Raw genomic sequence first — 14,026 nt, 5'->3', positions numbered from 1 at the left:
CATTTTCAAGGTATCATCATTACTGCAACTTCCTCTAGCATTCGTTTTAAAGCCACAGGAGAGTATTCAAACCAAGGATCAGAATGAATAACATAGATTTGTTGCTGCTTAATAGCCTCTAACTGTCTGAACCCAACCTCTCTCTGCAAATGATGCCATGTTGCGCGGGACTCATCATCGGGGCATATAATCGTAAATAGCTTATCTACCTTCAATCTACTTAACTCTTCAAAAGTAATCTCGGCATTATATAGACCAGGCTGCTCATAACTAGATTCTGCACCCAAATCCTGAAATAAAAGATGTTGAATACCTGTATTACAATAAGCAAAGATTTGCTGCTGATAGATACGTATAACTAGAACTCTGGGTGGTTTAGTGGCCCAGTCTAACCTGCGCCGAACGTCTTCCAATCTTGCCCTATACTGAGTGATCCACTGTTTCGCTTCTTCTTGTTTATTTAATCGGGCAGCAAGTTCAGTTAAGGCTACTAAACAATCTTGCTTATCATCCAGCCAATAGATTGGAAAATGATCCTCTATCTGTTTTACCAGCTCTGACGACAAATCTTTTGGAGAAATAAGAAGATCAATTGGCAAATGCAATAGCTCATTTGGGCTGCAATAATTTTTATTTTGCGTCAAGGTTACCTTATGCTCGATTTCTTGCGCCCACAAATTATAGTAGTACGGTGTCCACTTTGCACTTAAAGGTGCAGCAAACGGGATGATTCCTGCCGCATGTAGATACCCCATCATATTCCCAGTTACAACACCGATATTTGATTTTTGCTGGCTGGAATACATCGTTGGGGATATCCCTTCGACCTTTTTGAACACTCGGCTAAAATAAAACTCATCACTATATCCAACAGCCTCTGCTATAAACTTTAAGCGAACATCTTCCTTTTGCAATAATTGTTTAGCCTTTTGAATCCGCAGCTGGGTAACATACTCCATTGGACTTTGTATATATTCCTGTTTAAACGCCGAGGAAAAATAACTGGAACTAAGACCAGAAAGATTAGCTAAATGGGCTAAAGACAGGTGCTTCGTGAAATTCTCTTCTATATATTTTCTAACCTCAGTTAAATCCGTCTTTTGCGATTGTTTTTGCATGCTGTCACCTCTTTACTGCTTATATAAATGCACTTAACTCTTTATTCATTCATTAATTGATAATCATTATCAATTATACTTTTGTTTTTGGGGGGTGGCAATGGTTGGGGAACGTTCTATAAAAGTGTACTCAAAAAAGAAGACGCTCAGGGGACTAATCCCCTCGCGTCTTCTGTGTGTAACTATAGGCTGCTGCTGCCCGGAGTAAGTCTTTTATTTTGAATCTGCAGCCGGAGCCGGAGCTGCAACCGCTGCTCCATTCTTTTGCATGTTCTCCTTCACTTGACCTTTCTCTAAAGGCTGAACAGGCGCACCAATGTTAAAGCTATCAATGATTTCCCCTAGTGTAGCTTGATCAAAATCTACTTGGGAATACAACTCTACTGTATAGCCATCCTCTTCCCAAATCACAATTCCATTTGCAAAATAAACTTTAGTCCCGTTGATTACTTCTGTCTTCACTTCTTCTGTAGTGCTGATCCCATTGTCGCCGCCCTTGGAGATTAGAAAATTCACAGCATTCTCTCCGGAATTATACTGCACTTCAACCATGCTGATCCCCTGAAGAACACAATTCACAAACTCATAGTCTCCCATCCAGTCGGGTGCCGGGAAGTTCATGCCAAGTGCTGCACGGGCTTCATCCAGATTTAACTTAGCTGCAACCGGCAATTCAATGACCGCATTCTCCCCGCCTTGGGCATCTTCAGATGGAGTCATTGACTGTGCAGCCGATGGGATTTCCTTATCGTATTGTGTGATTTCGAGATTTCCCACTTCAAACTTTGCCATGATCGACTGGAACATATCCTGTGCATAGGAGGTTGCAGAGAAAGCTCCACCCAAACAAATTACTGCACTGCCAATCACTATTGCATTTCTCCAGCTGCTTTTTTTCATCGTTATCCCGTCCTTTATCTCTGATTGGGGGTTAAGAGCCCCATGGTCCAATTTGTATATCAAGCGGTTATAGATTCTTTCTTTGGCGGTAGTGCTGCCCTGTTCGGCATTCTCAAGCCGTTCTATGGTCTTGCTGAATTTGGTGAGATCATCTTTCTTATTCATTTTTGAACCCTCCTGCCTTTAAGGAAATATGCAGTTTTTTCAAGCTTCTATATACTACGACACCGATATTGGACTCACTAACGCCCATGATCTGTGCAATTTCGGAATTTTTCAGCCCAGCCCCATATTTCATTGCAATGATATTGCGTTCTTTCTCACGCAGCTTGGAGAGCGCCTTGAACAGTGCCTGATTATTATCCTCACGGATCGCCAGCTCCTCAGGAGACGGCTTGGGAAATATAAGCTCCAGCAACGAATCCAGTGAGGTATAGCTTCTTTTCTTCTGCGCCCGAAAGTAGTCCGTCACAGCATTTCTTACAATGGCAAACAGCCACACCTCAAAATTCGATTTTTCTTGTGAAAAACTATAATACTTACACATCACAGTCTCAAACACCTGACTGCATATGTCCTCTGCCGCGTGGTGGTTATTAATCCGATAACAGATATATTTGTAAACACGTTGGTAGTACGTATCATACATCCGGGTAAATTCCTCTTTGGACATGATAGCTTCACGTGATCTTTCGGTATTCATGTAACGCTCCACTTTACCTTGGATAACCTCCATCTCCACCCTCCTTCCACCTCACCTTCATCGAAAAGCTAAACAAATTGCGCAATTTGTTGTGAAGAAACTTACATATGTTAATACGGAGAAACGAGCGGAGCATTAACAAAATGTTTTGATAATTGTGGGATGGAGGGAAAAGGGTGAAAGATCACAATCCGTAAAAGCGGCGATACTTGAGTTGCGGGGTGGATATTTGTGTGGGAGAGAAGGGGAGAAGCTCAGCGCTATAATTCAATGATTTCATAGTTATGTACTTCAAGACTTTCAGAATCTATACAAAACACTTGTACATCCAGTGCATCCATAAGCTTTTCCAGGTGATCTCTTTCTAAATAACTGTTATCATAACATGCTCATTCCCAGTATTGTCTATTAACGGGATGTTTCGTATTTGCCTAATATAAAAAAATCCTGTCATTATCCAGCGGGATGCTTGATAAAATGGCAGGACAATAACCTTACTACATTTTTACTAACCTTAAATATTCCGAACTTCAACAACCTTTCCCAAGTCCACATACTGCTCATGATCCAACTTCACCTTCACTCTGCCCCTTCGGCGTTTCTCACGCCATTCACGAAGATCTCCCTCCGTTTCTAAGCGAAGCTCCGCGATTTCCAAGGCACGATCCAGAATATATTTACTCGTATAGAGCACCGTTTGTATTCTTTGACCACCTAGCATGATAGGAGACGTAATTGCTTTCCATTCCTCAACCGTAAATCGTACATACAGATCTTCTTCAGTACCCGGGCGACAAGGAACCTCTTTAATCTCATTACGCCGCAGCACCTTCCAATCCGCTACTTTCCCTACCCAGTGAATCCCCGTTTTTGCAGGATCAATGAACTTTTTGCGGGATTGGCACATCGCTACGTATTCAATTTGCGTTAGGATCTTCTGATTTGCAAGATTCCTTAACGGCATGTGATAAAAAGATTTCTGCAGCGCCACTTCCACTTGTTCGGGTCCCCGGACAGAACCAACAAGCACATTTTTGCCCGCAAGCTGGTTGGCATAGTATTCTTTCGTCCCGCGTGGACGGGTGGAACGCTCATAAGCTTTTTCCGGACTATCCTGAATAATCTCATCCAAGAATCGCTCCATCAGGCTTGTAGAATTCGGTAGGAATGGCAAAGCGCCAATATTCAATAGCTCGATGCTTTTGTAGAATTGGTGGGTCTTATATCGCTCCTCATCCGGGTAGGGGAATAACACATAGGCGCCAAACATGCTTCGCTCATATTCTCCCGATCCCTTCTCCTGATACACAATGGCATCCCGATAACGGTGCATGGTGTTGATGTCATCCTCTTCAGGCCCAGGCTGCCTATAAGTGCGGTGATAGGAAGTCCCTTCATAAGCCGGATTTAAGCGATATTTCGCATCAAAAACATACTTATACTCTTTGATTTTGCCAGCATCCTTCTTCTTCAGTGTCAGCACATTATCCGGACGCTGGCTGAGCGTCGGGGTCCTATCCGAGCTAGGAATCGCATTATAATACAGGATGAACTGCTCTCCGTTAACTGGATTCTCGTACACCATCTTAGCGCTCTGTGAGCGGTCAAGTGTAACAAAAATACCATTCCGATTCACCTTAATAATATCCTGCTTCACCAGCTTATACTTCTGACCCAGAAGCTGATTCAACTTGAGGAAGCACCAGTATTCATAGAGCTGCGCGACATCCTTCATAGACAGGCGCAGCAGATCACCTTGGATCGACAAGCCTTTGAGCAGCATGAGATAACAGCGATAGACTTCGCGGTATCCAGGGGCCATCTGCAGCACCAGTGTAACGGACATCTGCCTCAGTACTCCAACCTCACGTAAAAAGTCCATCTTGAGCACCCGCTCTAGTTGAGTGAGCATGGTGTCTAACCTTTTTATAAGTAATGGATCTGGGGTTCGGTTTTTAATCTTCCAGCGACCCTTGAGCTCTTTCAGCTTTCCATGAATGCGTTCCAGCATCCAGCGGATGAACCGGTTTTCATTAGTATCATAGGCGAGACGTCTTCGTGTCTCCATTAAATGTGTGGCTGTGTAATTTCGGCTGCCGATGGTCAAGAATCCATGGTTCATGTCTTCTCTTAATCGTTCGGGATGCTTCGCGAGCTCGCGGATGTTCTCTCTTCCAGCCTTTTTGACCCGATTGGCGTCCACTAGTCGGCGATCCTGGAGCAGAGCATAATTAGGATTCTTGTTAATCCGCTCAACGGCATCCAGAAGCTGTCTAAATACATGCTGAAGTATAGTGAAAAACTCCGTCAAGCTCTGATTCTGCGTTTCCCGCAGGCCTGTTAATTGGTAGGTTTTACGCAAAAAATCAAAGGCCAAATTATAAATCTGCTCATTCACTTCATTTAAAATATTCTGGTAATCCAGCTTGTAATCCATTTTAGAGGGGAAGATCTCCATCTCTACCCGCAGCAAAGCCTGTCCCGAACTGCGGATCTCCCATTCCGTCAAACCGACCTCATTCCCAAAGTTCAGAACACCCGCAAGAATAGTCTCACCTAGAGGCTTAATTGCCTGCCGAAGCAGCACATTTTCATGATAAAAAGATAGGTTAGCAGCGGTCTTCTTCTGAATCACCAGCTCATACGACTGTGTCTCATAAAAACAAGGAAACACAGACTCCCTCTGCTGCCAGTCCACCATCCCATGGGCTTCAGGGGAAAAGACTTTAATCTGAACATCACCAAGCCGTTCGGAGCAAACAAGCCCAAGCTGCGCACTCACCCATTCCTGACTAGAAGAACGATGAAGCTGTAATGTCTCCACCGTAGGATGATAAGGCCGTCCTTGAAGAAAAAGAGTAAAAAGCTCCGTTTCTACACGGAGCAATTCTACCGTCTGATTAAGAGAGCCAGTAAGAGGTAAATCCATCTTCCTCTAGCCTCCTAAGCATAAAAGCCAATTTTCGAGCACTTTGTGGATGTTTAGCCGTAGGTGGAGTTTGACCGACAGCCCATCTCAGGTAGAGTGAAGAAGCATCATTGTCCATAAGATCTTCAATATTTACTGTCACACCAGATCCGGTACCAAGAGCCCCTTTCATCAATTTCAATAATACCCGGCGAACCGAAGAATGACTTCCTTGAATGCGCGGCAGTATCTTTTGCAGCAGTTGCCAGTCAAAAGCTTCTTCCTCACTCATCAGCTTATACCGTTCGTTATAGATCATATAGAAGCAAATCGCATCCCGCACCCGAAAACCCACATGAGCGTGGATATCCTCAAGCAAGGCATTGATCTTAACCAATCTCTCTGTCGTCCGTACAACAAGCTCTTTGTTGGTATCATAGGCATCCACTAGCTGCAAATAATCGGAGCGCAGAAAAAGATGATTCAGTTCGGCAGCGTCAGAGCTATCGCTGGTCTCTACCTGCTCATTCAAATCCGGATACTGCTGCAGATTAATGTAATTGAATTCTAGTGTGTTGGCTCGATCCAGTACCTTTTTGCTAAAAGGATGTGTCGTTTCGTCCATGTTCACAGTCCCAATCAAGAACACATTCTCCGGGAGACCCAGGCTGCCAAACTTCACTTGATCCTCAGACGTATCCAGCATGGTAGAAGATATGAGATCCTGTGTCTGGATCTTTCCCTCCTGCCAGTCCTGTGTTTCCAGCACACTTAACAGGTCACTGAAATAATGCTCTACCCGCGCCAAATTCATCTCATCCATGCAGATAAAATAAGGCTTATGCTGATTCTCCGGATTCCGCGCCTCTACTAATACTTCCGTGAGCGGACCCGGTTTGAACCTGCCCGAAAGATCCTTGTACCCCAACAGATCGGCAGGATCACTCCAATCCGGCCGCACTGGGATCAAGGTAAACTGGCCGTTATTCCCCGTTGCACCAAGAGCCTCTGCAAACAGCTTCACCAATCGAGTCTTCCCCGTGCCCGATATCCCCGCCAAGATGACAAAAGGCTTTGTTTTTAGGGAGAGGTAAAAATTTTCGATAAGGTGCTCAGGGAAGAAAAAGCCTTTGCGGCGGATGTGGGATTGGATTTGGTGGAGGATACCTGTTACTTGTTCATCCTGTAAGGGCTCCGCTTCTTGCGTCACTACTTCCACTTCCTCATTATCAGCTACATTACCTGTAGAAGTCACTGTGTCCACATATAGACGGTAATCTTCCATCACATTCTCGAGATCTTGGATTAGTTGCTCGTCATTCGGAACGGCTCCTCTTTCATACTTGATGTAAGCGACAGTAGACACCTGATAATCTTGACCTAGACCGCTATCTACCAGGTGTATATTATCATCCTTATTCATATGGTTCAGTGAAAGGAGCCCTCGTATGTCTTGTGTTCGAGATCGCAGATAGGCATAACCTTCTCTACGCCCCTTCTCTTGAATAGGCGCCGTCACTCCTTGATTAAAAGTAAGATAGACAGCACTCATATCCTCAGCAAACAGATACACAACATACTCCCCACGCTGAGTCGTTTCCGTGATCCGCTTATCCAGTATTGCAAGCCAAGGAACTGTTGCCCAATTCCCTTGACCAACAGAACCTTGAATTTTATATTGATCATCTAAGAATGGTAACGCTTTGAGCTCAGAAGGAAGTGTCTGACGAAATAACGTACCTAGTGCATGACTTGCAAAGGTTTCTTTTTTTGCAGAAGTGTAATCCGCCATGATCTTCTCCAGATAACCTTGCAAAGAGAAATGCTGCAAAGCGGCATTATAAGACTGAAGTTCGTCATTAGCTAGTCTCTCTAATTGCGATAGCTCCTCTTCCCCTAGCTGTCTTTGAATTTGGCTATGAAAACCTATGGTGTTATCCTCCGAGTTCACAAACAAAATATGCGAGAGCGCATTAACTGGACTGTTAATGATATCTTTCAGCTGGCTTTTGGGTGCATCACTCCATAGTTCTCGACCTGGTGGCAGATCTACCCGGTTTCCACTATCCTGTTCAGCTATAAAGTAGTTAAGAAACCGCTGCTTCACGTGATCATACGATACGCGCTCCTGATGAAAGGCTCGCAGCTCTTCGATCAAGGATAGGATCAGGACCATCTTGTATGATTTTTGCTTACGCTTGAAAATCTGCGTGACTGATTCCGGTAATGGCATGTTGACCTCCAAGACTAGTTAACGATTTCTAGTAGTCATATTTTTTTACATGAAGTTTGCGAATCTTTGAGTCTGTAATATTTGCTTGGCTCAGTTGGTCATAGATCGATTCAACCTGTAATTGAGGCCTTAATATAGCCATAGTTTTGCTTTAGTGGATTATACATCTTGTAACGGTTACCCACTAACCATTGTTGATCCGTCCGCTTACCTTTAATTTCTCCATTGTAGTTTTTCGTCTTTCAATGACAAATAAGCAATACGTAGTCATCTGGATTTACAATATATTTGGTAATTCGACAATATGGGAATGTATTCCTTCCAATCATGCATATAAGAAAAAGGACTGTCGCATGGACAGCCCCAACATATAGTTAACGTATACCTTGTAATTCCGTCTTAATCCGAGAGAACAGAAGGAGCAAATGCATTAGCAAGCTGCATGCCATCCTTAAGCCCCTGTAGATATAAAAGTTCATAAACAACAGATTGCTTTAAAGAAACTTTATCCTCCCAATTTTCAAACTCTGGCTTACGTGCAATATCCATGGAGACAAATAACGCTTAGAAGGCCTTGCTCTTCTTCAAAAGAATGTCTATATAGAAAAACATTCAAATTTATAACGGCCAATATATTTTTCTTAACGGTATTAATGTCCGTGTCTCTGAATCAAATTGATCATAGTATTGTGTTACTAACTCCGCGAGCAGATCCAAGTCTATTAACGATAAAGGAATATTCGATCTTTCCGCTTCATATTTTGCTTCCTTTGTGAATCCACCACTAGATACATAAATCCCCCGATCTCCTACTCTTAATCCTCCGGTAAAACTACGTATTTGATTAGATCCCATACTGCCAGAACGGTGCTTTACTTCCACTATAATTCTGGGTTCTTCAAGCCCTAGACCATCTGGGGATGCAAAAATATCTCTTCCCCGGTCCGGCCCTTTGGGTGATATTCGTGTCTTGTAGCCCATTCCTCTAAGGATGCCCGCAACAAGTTCCTGCATTTGCTCCCAGTCTAACTTAGCAATCTTATCTTTGATAAATTCATTGGACTTCTCAATGACGTCTTCCTTAATTAGCTCTAATTCTTCGGCTTCTTCCTCCGTCTCAGCTTGCACAGACTCTATGGGTTGACTTGGTTGATTACCATCGGTCTGTCCGATTACCATTTGTTTGAGCAATTCCTTCTGAACATCATTCGGGATAGATATAATAGTCATTATGGAACCAAGCGTATTCCGGGCGCTTGCCGTCAAAACATCTCTAGATACAGTCCCCTCCCAATCTATTCTGCGAATATGAGGCTTATCCGTAATATAATTTGGCTTAAATTCATAATTCGACTTGATTCTTCCTATGTAATAGAGTCGCTCTTCAGGATTATATGTGATTACTTGGTCGTCTATTTTAAATTCACTTACAAAACGAAAAATCTGACCAGCAGTAATATTGATCTTACCCTCTTTATATCCAGGATACCGTACCTTCAAAAGCCTCTTCATCTCTTGCAGTGTATTTACCCCACCGATATCTCCCAATGGAGCCCAACCAATCGCTACAGCTTGCTTATCTTTAAATTCATTAATAAGATATGCCCTTTCTCCTGCTCGAACAAGCCACATACTTTTCATAGTGGACCTCCCTTTATTCTCTGTACATGAAGTTTGCGAATCTCGAAATCGTTAACATTAGCCTGAGCCAAACGATCATATATAGTTTGGATCTGCGCCGCAGAAATAGGAGGTTCAGGGGTTCCCGTTTTTAAACTAATCAACTTCCTAGAGATAAACTCACTTAGTTCCACATCATAGACAACCAGTTCGTCCGAGTGGATTTTCCGAAGATCCGGATCAATACTGAACCGACATCTCATAGTGAATGAAATCATAGAGATAAATTTCACTGCAGCTATACCTTGTATCAGGCTCTCGATGGCCTTGATATGTCCATAGTTTTGCTTCAGCGGATTATACATCTTGTAACGGTTGCTCACTGACCATTGTTGATCCGTTCGCCCACCTTTAATTTCCCCATTGTAGTTTTTCGTCTCAATGACAAATAAGCAATACGGGGAAATAACGATATGATCAATCTGGGTGTAACCTGTTCGAGACTTGGGATTAGGGAGCATTAGATCGCTTAACGATTTACACTCCTTAGGTAACTGGTCGAGTTGAATATTGATTTTATGCTCACCTAACTCTCCAATTCGTGTGGAAGCAACCTTCGGTTTCGACTTGGGAGTTTGTGCCTTACGCACTGCCTGTGGTGGCTTAGTGTCGGATTTTTTAAAGAGAGACAATAGCGCTTTAAACATAGCAAAACCTCGTCTGATATAGATTTACAATATGTATGGTTATTCGACAATATGGGAAGATATCCCTTTATTCAAATCATGAATGGAGGTCTGCCCTCTTTTTAGATGAACAGCATCTAAAAAAACAAAAATTCCAAATATATATATAGAAAAAAAGACTGTCGCATTGACCGTCCGAAGATAAGATATGCATATATCCCCTTTGGTTCCGATACCTATGTGCTTCTCCGCTACCCGCAGGACATGTCTTAGTCCGAGAGAACTGAAGGGGTAGTAAGGGCATTTGCAAGCTGCATGCCATCCTTTAGTCCTTGAAGATATAGACGTTCATAAAGAACAGCTTGCTTCGATTGAAGCTTATCCTCCCAGTGCTCAAACTCTGGCATACGTGCAATATCCATGGAGTCAAATAACGTTTGAAAAGCTATGCGCTCTTCTTCAAAAACATGCCTAGGCTCGGATTGATGTTCAATCTGTGCGGTCACCTCATCCACTCGACCTTGAATCGTCTGTAAAAACCATGCAGGAAAGCTCAACATATCCCCTCCAAGATAGAAACTCAAACGAAATGACGCTGCATGTCCGTTTTTTTCTTGGTACATCCGATTAATCAGTTCGTCAACCTTACGACTCTGGGCCTGAACCGCTTCATTGCTGCTTAACGGAATTCCCTGCTCCAGTGATTGCTGTCCGAGTTCATTCAGCTTGCGCTTTTCCTCCTCATATTTGCACATCAGATGTTGCATTGCACCCCCACCTTCCGGGAAAAGCTATATCTGTAGACGATGTATGGAAATTTTAATGCGTTTATCGGTTTATTTTATTTTAATTCGATATCCGCATTAAAACAATACTTACCTCGCATACAATTTGGTTAAATTGTGAGGTGACACCAAAATGAGGCATCGCAAAGAGCCCCCGGGTGACAAAAATATCATTGGAACCCGAGTTGTAGCTATTCGAAAAGCTAAGCGAATGAAGCAAAAGGATTTCCTTGCCAGGTTGCAAACCTTCGGTTTAGACATCAGTCCAACCAGTTTATCGCGATTGGAAGGTCAATATAGACTTGTGCAGGATTATGAGGTGGTTGCCATTGCGAAAGCATTGGAGGTTTCTGTTGGAGAGTTGTTGGGGGAAGGTTAGTGAAGTGATAGTGGGAGATAACTCTCTGTTTTTGGAATAGATCGTTATTTTCATTTAAATAGATACTACATAGATCTGCAAATTTTTTATGCAAAATCCCTGAAGGGATTTATTATTCAGATATAGACACGTACCTACGACGTCCAATAAAATGGAGGCCTGAGGCAATATCTGACCCCCAGATTTTATCCTTCGGTCCGCTTTCAGGTGTCATTCATCGTGCTATGTAGAAATCAAATAATACATAGCTAGAACAACGATATACCAACCTATCGCGTGGAATTCATTCTATAGATTCAAATTAAAAGACAATCAGTAATCTGCAATTTGCAGAAACTGATAGTCTCTCTTGTCTTACAGTCCTTCTTCTCCGTACAAAAAAACCGAGAAATAACACCTTATTTTGAAGTGTCGATTTCTCGGTTGTAGTGTATTCATCCGTTATCTTAATTAGCTAGGTTGCCCTTCCATCTCTCTAATCGATTCATCAACCTTCACCATCATGGAACATTCGACTCTTTTGCGGAAGACGTCACAGCTGAAGTCATAGGTTCCGACCAGGGAACCCGTCGCGTGCAGCGCATTGGCGGGACAACCGCCGCTACAGTAGAGTTTCGCCCAGCAGTCCTTGCATTCCGGCTTCGAGTAGCAGTTGCTCTCTTTAAATTGACATTGCAACTCAGGTTGTGTGATGCCATCCCAGAGATTTCCCATGCTGTACTCTTCATCCCCTACGAACTGGTGGCAAGGAAAAAGCTCTCCCCAAGGGGTGACAGCAAGATATTCGGTTCCCGAACCACAGCCAGTGATTCTCTTCTGGATGCAAGGTCCTTCCGAGAGGTCAAGCATGTAGTGATAAAAGGTAAATCCCTTGCCTTGTTCACCGCGCCCGATCATTTCCTTGGCGAGAATTTCGTACTGATTGTATATCTCCGGGAGGTCCTCCTCGGTAAGTGCATAGGGTTCCTTTGGATCACAGATAACCGGTTCCATCGAAATTTTGTCAAAACCAAGGTCTGCGATATGAAATATATCGTTGGTGAAATCGACATTGTTACGAGTGTAAGTTCCCCGTACATAGTACTCTTGGTCTCCGCGCTTACGAACGAATTCCTGGAACTTCGGAAGAATATGATCGTAGCTGCCTTTTCCGTTAACTGTTTGGCGAAGCCGGTCATGAACCTCTTTCCTTCCATCCAGGCTCAATACGACATTGTACATTTCCTGATTTAAAAACTCGGTGACCTCATCGTTCAGCAGCATCCCGTTCGTCGTAAAGGTGAAGCGGAACTTCTTTTTGTATTCTTGTTCTTTACTTCTTGCATAAGCTACGATCTGTTTAACCACTTTCCAGGCCAAAAGCGGTTCCCCGCCGAAAAAGTCGATGTCCAGGTTTCGATGATGACCCGAATTTTCAAGCAGGTAATCGATAGCTTTTTGTCCCACCTCATAGCTCATAATTGCTCTATCTCCGTTGTATTTCCCCTGGCTGGCGAAGCAATAGTCACAGGACAGATTACAGGTATGCGCAACATTAAGGCAGAGTGCCTTAACATAAGTTTTTCGTTTTTTTAAATCAAGCGAGAGGTTCTCATACTCATCTTTTGTAAAAAGCTGTCCATCATTTATAAGCTCCTCGATATCCACGATGGTTTCTCGAATGTCACTCTCAGAAATGGTGGAATCATGCTTATATTTCTCCAACATCATTGTCACGATTTGGTCGACAGAAGTTTTCTCATAAAGCGCTATAATTTCATATGCTAGGTCATCAACAACATGTACTGAGCCACTGTAAGTGTCGAGCACGATATTGTATCCATTTAGTTTATATTGATGAATCATACTTGCTAATCAAGCTCCTTTTGCACACAAGTAGAAACGGCTTTGCCTTCCTTTAGAGGTAGCATCCATTTCTTAAAAATAGCCGCCCATCAGCAGAGCAATGGGCGGTAAAATTACGAATCCTATCTGTTCATTGCATTTTCACACTTCTGGTTCGCAACGCCGCAAGAAGTCTTACAAGCGGACTGGCAAGAGGTCTGGCAGGCGCCGCATCCGCCGTGTTTTGCGGTATCCATCAGTTTGCGGGTGCTTAAGGTTACGATTCTTTTCACGTTAAATAACTCCTTCTGTAATTTCTTGTGATCACTTTCACTTAATTTCCATGGAACATCGTAGCAACATCACGCAAGTACGTCTATGATGCCCGTCACCTAACAGAGTAGAGAGGGCTTAAACATAATTATCAACGTTAATTTTCGTGCAGTCTTTCATGCTTGTGATCGTAGGATGCGGTAGCAGGAACCAGAGTCAGGGCAATACTAAAAAAGTGAAACAAAAAAAGAGACGGCAATGATGCCATCTCTTTAACAACGATTTTTTCTCATACTTGTCCGTAAAGTCCAATAAATATAAGGATCTCATAGCACTGTATCCTTCCTTACCAGTAGAGCGACACTCTCCACATGCGTGGGTAGACAGTGTGAACAAACTTATATGAGGAGCTTTAAGACACTTCCGGACAGTTTATCTGCTCTTGAATATTCAATGAAGTTATTTATTTTTATAATGTACTACGCCTTAGTTCATAAAAATATTGCACAATCGGATGCTTTAACTTCATCTTCTCGCTCATGTTTAAAATCCAACCGTATTGATAGAAAGCAACTCCGAGCATAGCATCTATGGCGT

At 43.0% G+C, this 14,026-nt stretch carries 13 protein-coding genes and 1 pseudogene; 1 reads left to right on the top strand and 13 read right to left on the bottom strand.

The genetic code is table 11. The features are described from left to right. Positions 1–5: 5 nt before the first annotated feature. From NYE35_RS03865 to NYE35_RS03820, 10 genes are all read right to left on the bottom strand, one after another. On the bottom strand, positions 6–1,118 hold the full coding sequence (locus NYE35_RS03865) for a helix-turn-helix domain-containing protein (protein ID WP_094902206.1): 1,113 nt from the start codon (positions 1,116–1,118) through the stop codon (positions 6–8). Between the two features lie 213 nt (positions 1,119–1,331). After that, complete coding sequence (locus NYE35_RS03860) at positions 1,332–2,183, bottom strand: hypothetical protein (RefSeq protein ID WP_094902208.1); 852 nt, start codon at positions 2,181–2,183, stop codon at positions 1,332–1,334. After that, complete coding sequence (locus NYE35_RS03855) at positions 2,176–2,754, bottom strand: sigma-70 family RNA polymerase sigma factor (RefSeq protein ID WP_081383426.1); 579 nt, start codon at positions 2,752–2,754, stop codon at positions 2,176–2,178. The genes NYE35_RS03860 and NYE35_RS03855 overlap by 8 nt, the downstream gene beginning before the upstream one ends. Before the next feature lie 481 nt (positions 2,755–3,235). Further along, positions 3,236–5,650, bottom strand: coding sequence for a restriction endonuclease-like protein (locus NYE35_RS03850; RefSeq protein WP_094902210.1), 2,415 nt, complete (start codon positions 5,648–5,650; stop codon positions 3,236–3,238). Beyond that, positions 5,622–7,862: an MrcB family domain-containing protein gene (locus NYE35_RS03845; protein ID WP_094902212.1), complete on the bottom strand. Its 2,241-nt coding sequence runs from the start codon at positions 7,860–7,862 to the stop codon at positions 5,622–5,624. Before NYE35_RS03845 ends, NYE35_RS03850 begins: the two co-directional genes overlap by 29 nt. 110 nt (positions 7,863–7,972) lie before the next feature. Further along, positions 7,973–8,080, bottom strand: coding sequence for an NERD domain-containing protein (locus NYE35_RS03840; RefSeq protein ID WP_081382388.1), 108 nt, complete (start codon positions 8,078–8,080; stop codon positions 7,973–7,975). A gap of 181 nt (positions 8,081–8,261) precedes the next feature. Next, positions 8,262–8,411 carry a hypothetical protein gene (locus NYE35_RS03835; protein WP_176462595.1) on the bottom strand — a complete coding sequence of 50 codons (150 nt, stop codon included), beginning with the start codon at positions 8,409–8,411 and terminating at the stop codon, positions 8,262–8,264. A gap of 69 nt (positions 8,412–8,480) precedes the next feature. Beyond that, positions 8,481–9,503 carry a restriction endonuclease gene (locus tag NYE35_RS03830; RefSeq protein ID WP_076098730.1) on the bottom strand — a complete coding sequence of 341 codons (1,023 nt, stop codon included), beginning with the start codon at positions 9,501–9,503 and terminating at the stop codon, positions 8,481–8,483. After that, positions 9,500–10,189 carry a nuclease-related domain-containing protein gene (locus tag NYE35_RS03825; protein WP_094902214.1) on the bottom strand — a complete coding sequence of 230 codons (690 nt, stop codon included), beginning with the start codon at positions 10,187–10,189 and terminating at the stop codon, positions 9,500–9,502. The genes NYE35_RS03830 and NYE35_RS03825 overlap by 4 nt, the downstream gene beginning before the upstream one ends. 248 nt (positions 10,190–10,437) lie before the next feature. After that, positions 10,438–10,935 carry a hypothetical protein gene (locus NYE35_RS03820; protein ID WP_036684797.1) on the bottom strand — a complete coding sequence of 166 codons (498 nt, stop codon included), beginning with the start codon at positions 10,933–10,935 and terminating at the stop codon, positions 10,438–10,440. Positions 10,936–11,086: 151 nt separating this feature from the next. Here NYE35_RS03820 and NYE35_RS03815 point away from each other — a divergent pair, with 151 nt between their 5' ends. Next, positions 11,087–11,332, top strand: coding sequence for a helix-turn-helix domain-containing protein (locus NYE35_RS03815; RefSeq protein ID WP_036684794.1), 246 nt, complete (start codon positions 11,087–11,089; stop codon positions 11,330–11,332). 450 nt (positions 11,333–11,782) lie between these two features. On the opposite strand, the gene scfB is transcribed toward NYE35_RS03815, so the two are convergent. The 3 genes and pseudogenes from scfB to NYE35_RS31375 form a co-directional block, all read right to left on the bottom strand. Next, positions 11,783–13,177 carry a thioether cross-link-forming SCIFF peptide maturase gene (scfB, locus tag NYE35_RS03810; RefSeq protein ID WP_094902216.1) on the bottom strand — a complete coding sequence of 465 codons (1,395 nt, stop codon included), beginning with the start codon at positions 13,175–13,177 and terminating at the stop codon, positions 11,783–11,785. Positions 13,178–13,299: 122 nt separating this feature from the next. Then, entirely contained in the window at positions 13,300–13,449 is a 150-nt protein-coding gene (gene scfA, locus NYE35_RS03805) for a six-cysteine ranthipeptide SCIFF (RefSeq protein ID WP_076098734.1), read from the bottom strand. Between the two features lie 449 nt (positions 13,450–13,898). Continuing rightward, positions 13,899–13,979 (bottom strand): annotated as a pseudogene (locus NYE35_RS31375) (SF0329 family protein); the annotation flags it as partial. Between the last annotated feature and the right edge of the window lie 47 nt (positions 13,980–14,026).

The organism is Paenibacillus sp. FSL L8-0494, from assembly GCF_038003695.1.
Taxonomy (GTDB): Bacteria; Bacillota; Bacilli; order Paenibacillales; family Paenibacillaceae; genus Paenibacillus_AQ; species Paenibacillus_AQ odorifer.
This window is presented reverse-complemented; position numbering and strand designations above follow the sequence as displayed.

Excerpts from the sequence above, each read along its gene's own strand:
- NYE35_RS03855 (WP_081383426.1), bottom strand. The coding sequence starts at position 2,754 with ATGGAGGTTATCCAAGGTAAAGTGGAGCGTTACATGAATACCGAAAGA.
- NYE35_RS03825 (WP_094902214.1), bottom strand. The coding sequence starts at position 10,189 with ATGTTTAAAGCGCTATTGTCTCTCTTTAAAAAATCCGACACTAAGCCA.
- NYE35_RS03830 (WP_076098730.1), bottom strand. The coding sequence starts at position 9,503 with ATGAAAAGTATGTGGCTTGTTCGAGCAGGAGAAAGGGCATATCTTATT.
- NYE35_RS03815 (WP_036684794.1), top strand. The coding sequence starts at position 11,087 with ATGAGGCATCGCAAAGAGCCCCCGGGTGACAAAAATATCATTGGAACC.
- NYE35_RS03845 (WP_094902212.1), bottom strand. The coding sequence starts at position 7,862 with ATGCCATTACCGGAATCAGTCACGCAGATTTTCAAGCGTAAGCAAAAA.
- NYE35_RS03820 (WP_036684797.1), bottom strand. The coding sequence starts at position 10,935 with ATGCAACATCTGATGTGCAAATATGAGGAGGAAAAGCGCAAGCTGAAT.
- NYE35_RS03865 (WP_094902206.1), bottom strand. The coding sequence starts at position 1,118 with ATGCAAAAACAATCGCAAAAGACGGATTTAACTGAGGTTAGAAAATAT.
- NYE35_RS03860 (WP_094902208.1), bottom strand. The coding sequence starts at position 2,183 with ATGAATAAGAAAGATGATCTCACCAAATTCAGCAAGACCATAGAACGG.
- scfB (WP_094902216.1), bottom strand. The coding sequence starts at position 13,177 with ATGATTCATCAATATAAACTAAATGGATACAATATCGTGCTCGACACT.
- NYE35_RS03835 (WP_176462595.1), bottom strand. The coding sequence starts at position 8,411 with ATGGATATTGCACGTAAGCCAGAGTTTGAAAATTGGGAGGATAAAGTT.
- NYE35_RS03850 (WP_094902210.1), bottom strand. The coding sequence starts at position 5,650 with ATGGATTTACCTCTTACTGGCTCTCTTAATCAGACGGTAGAATTGCTC.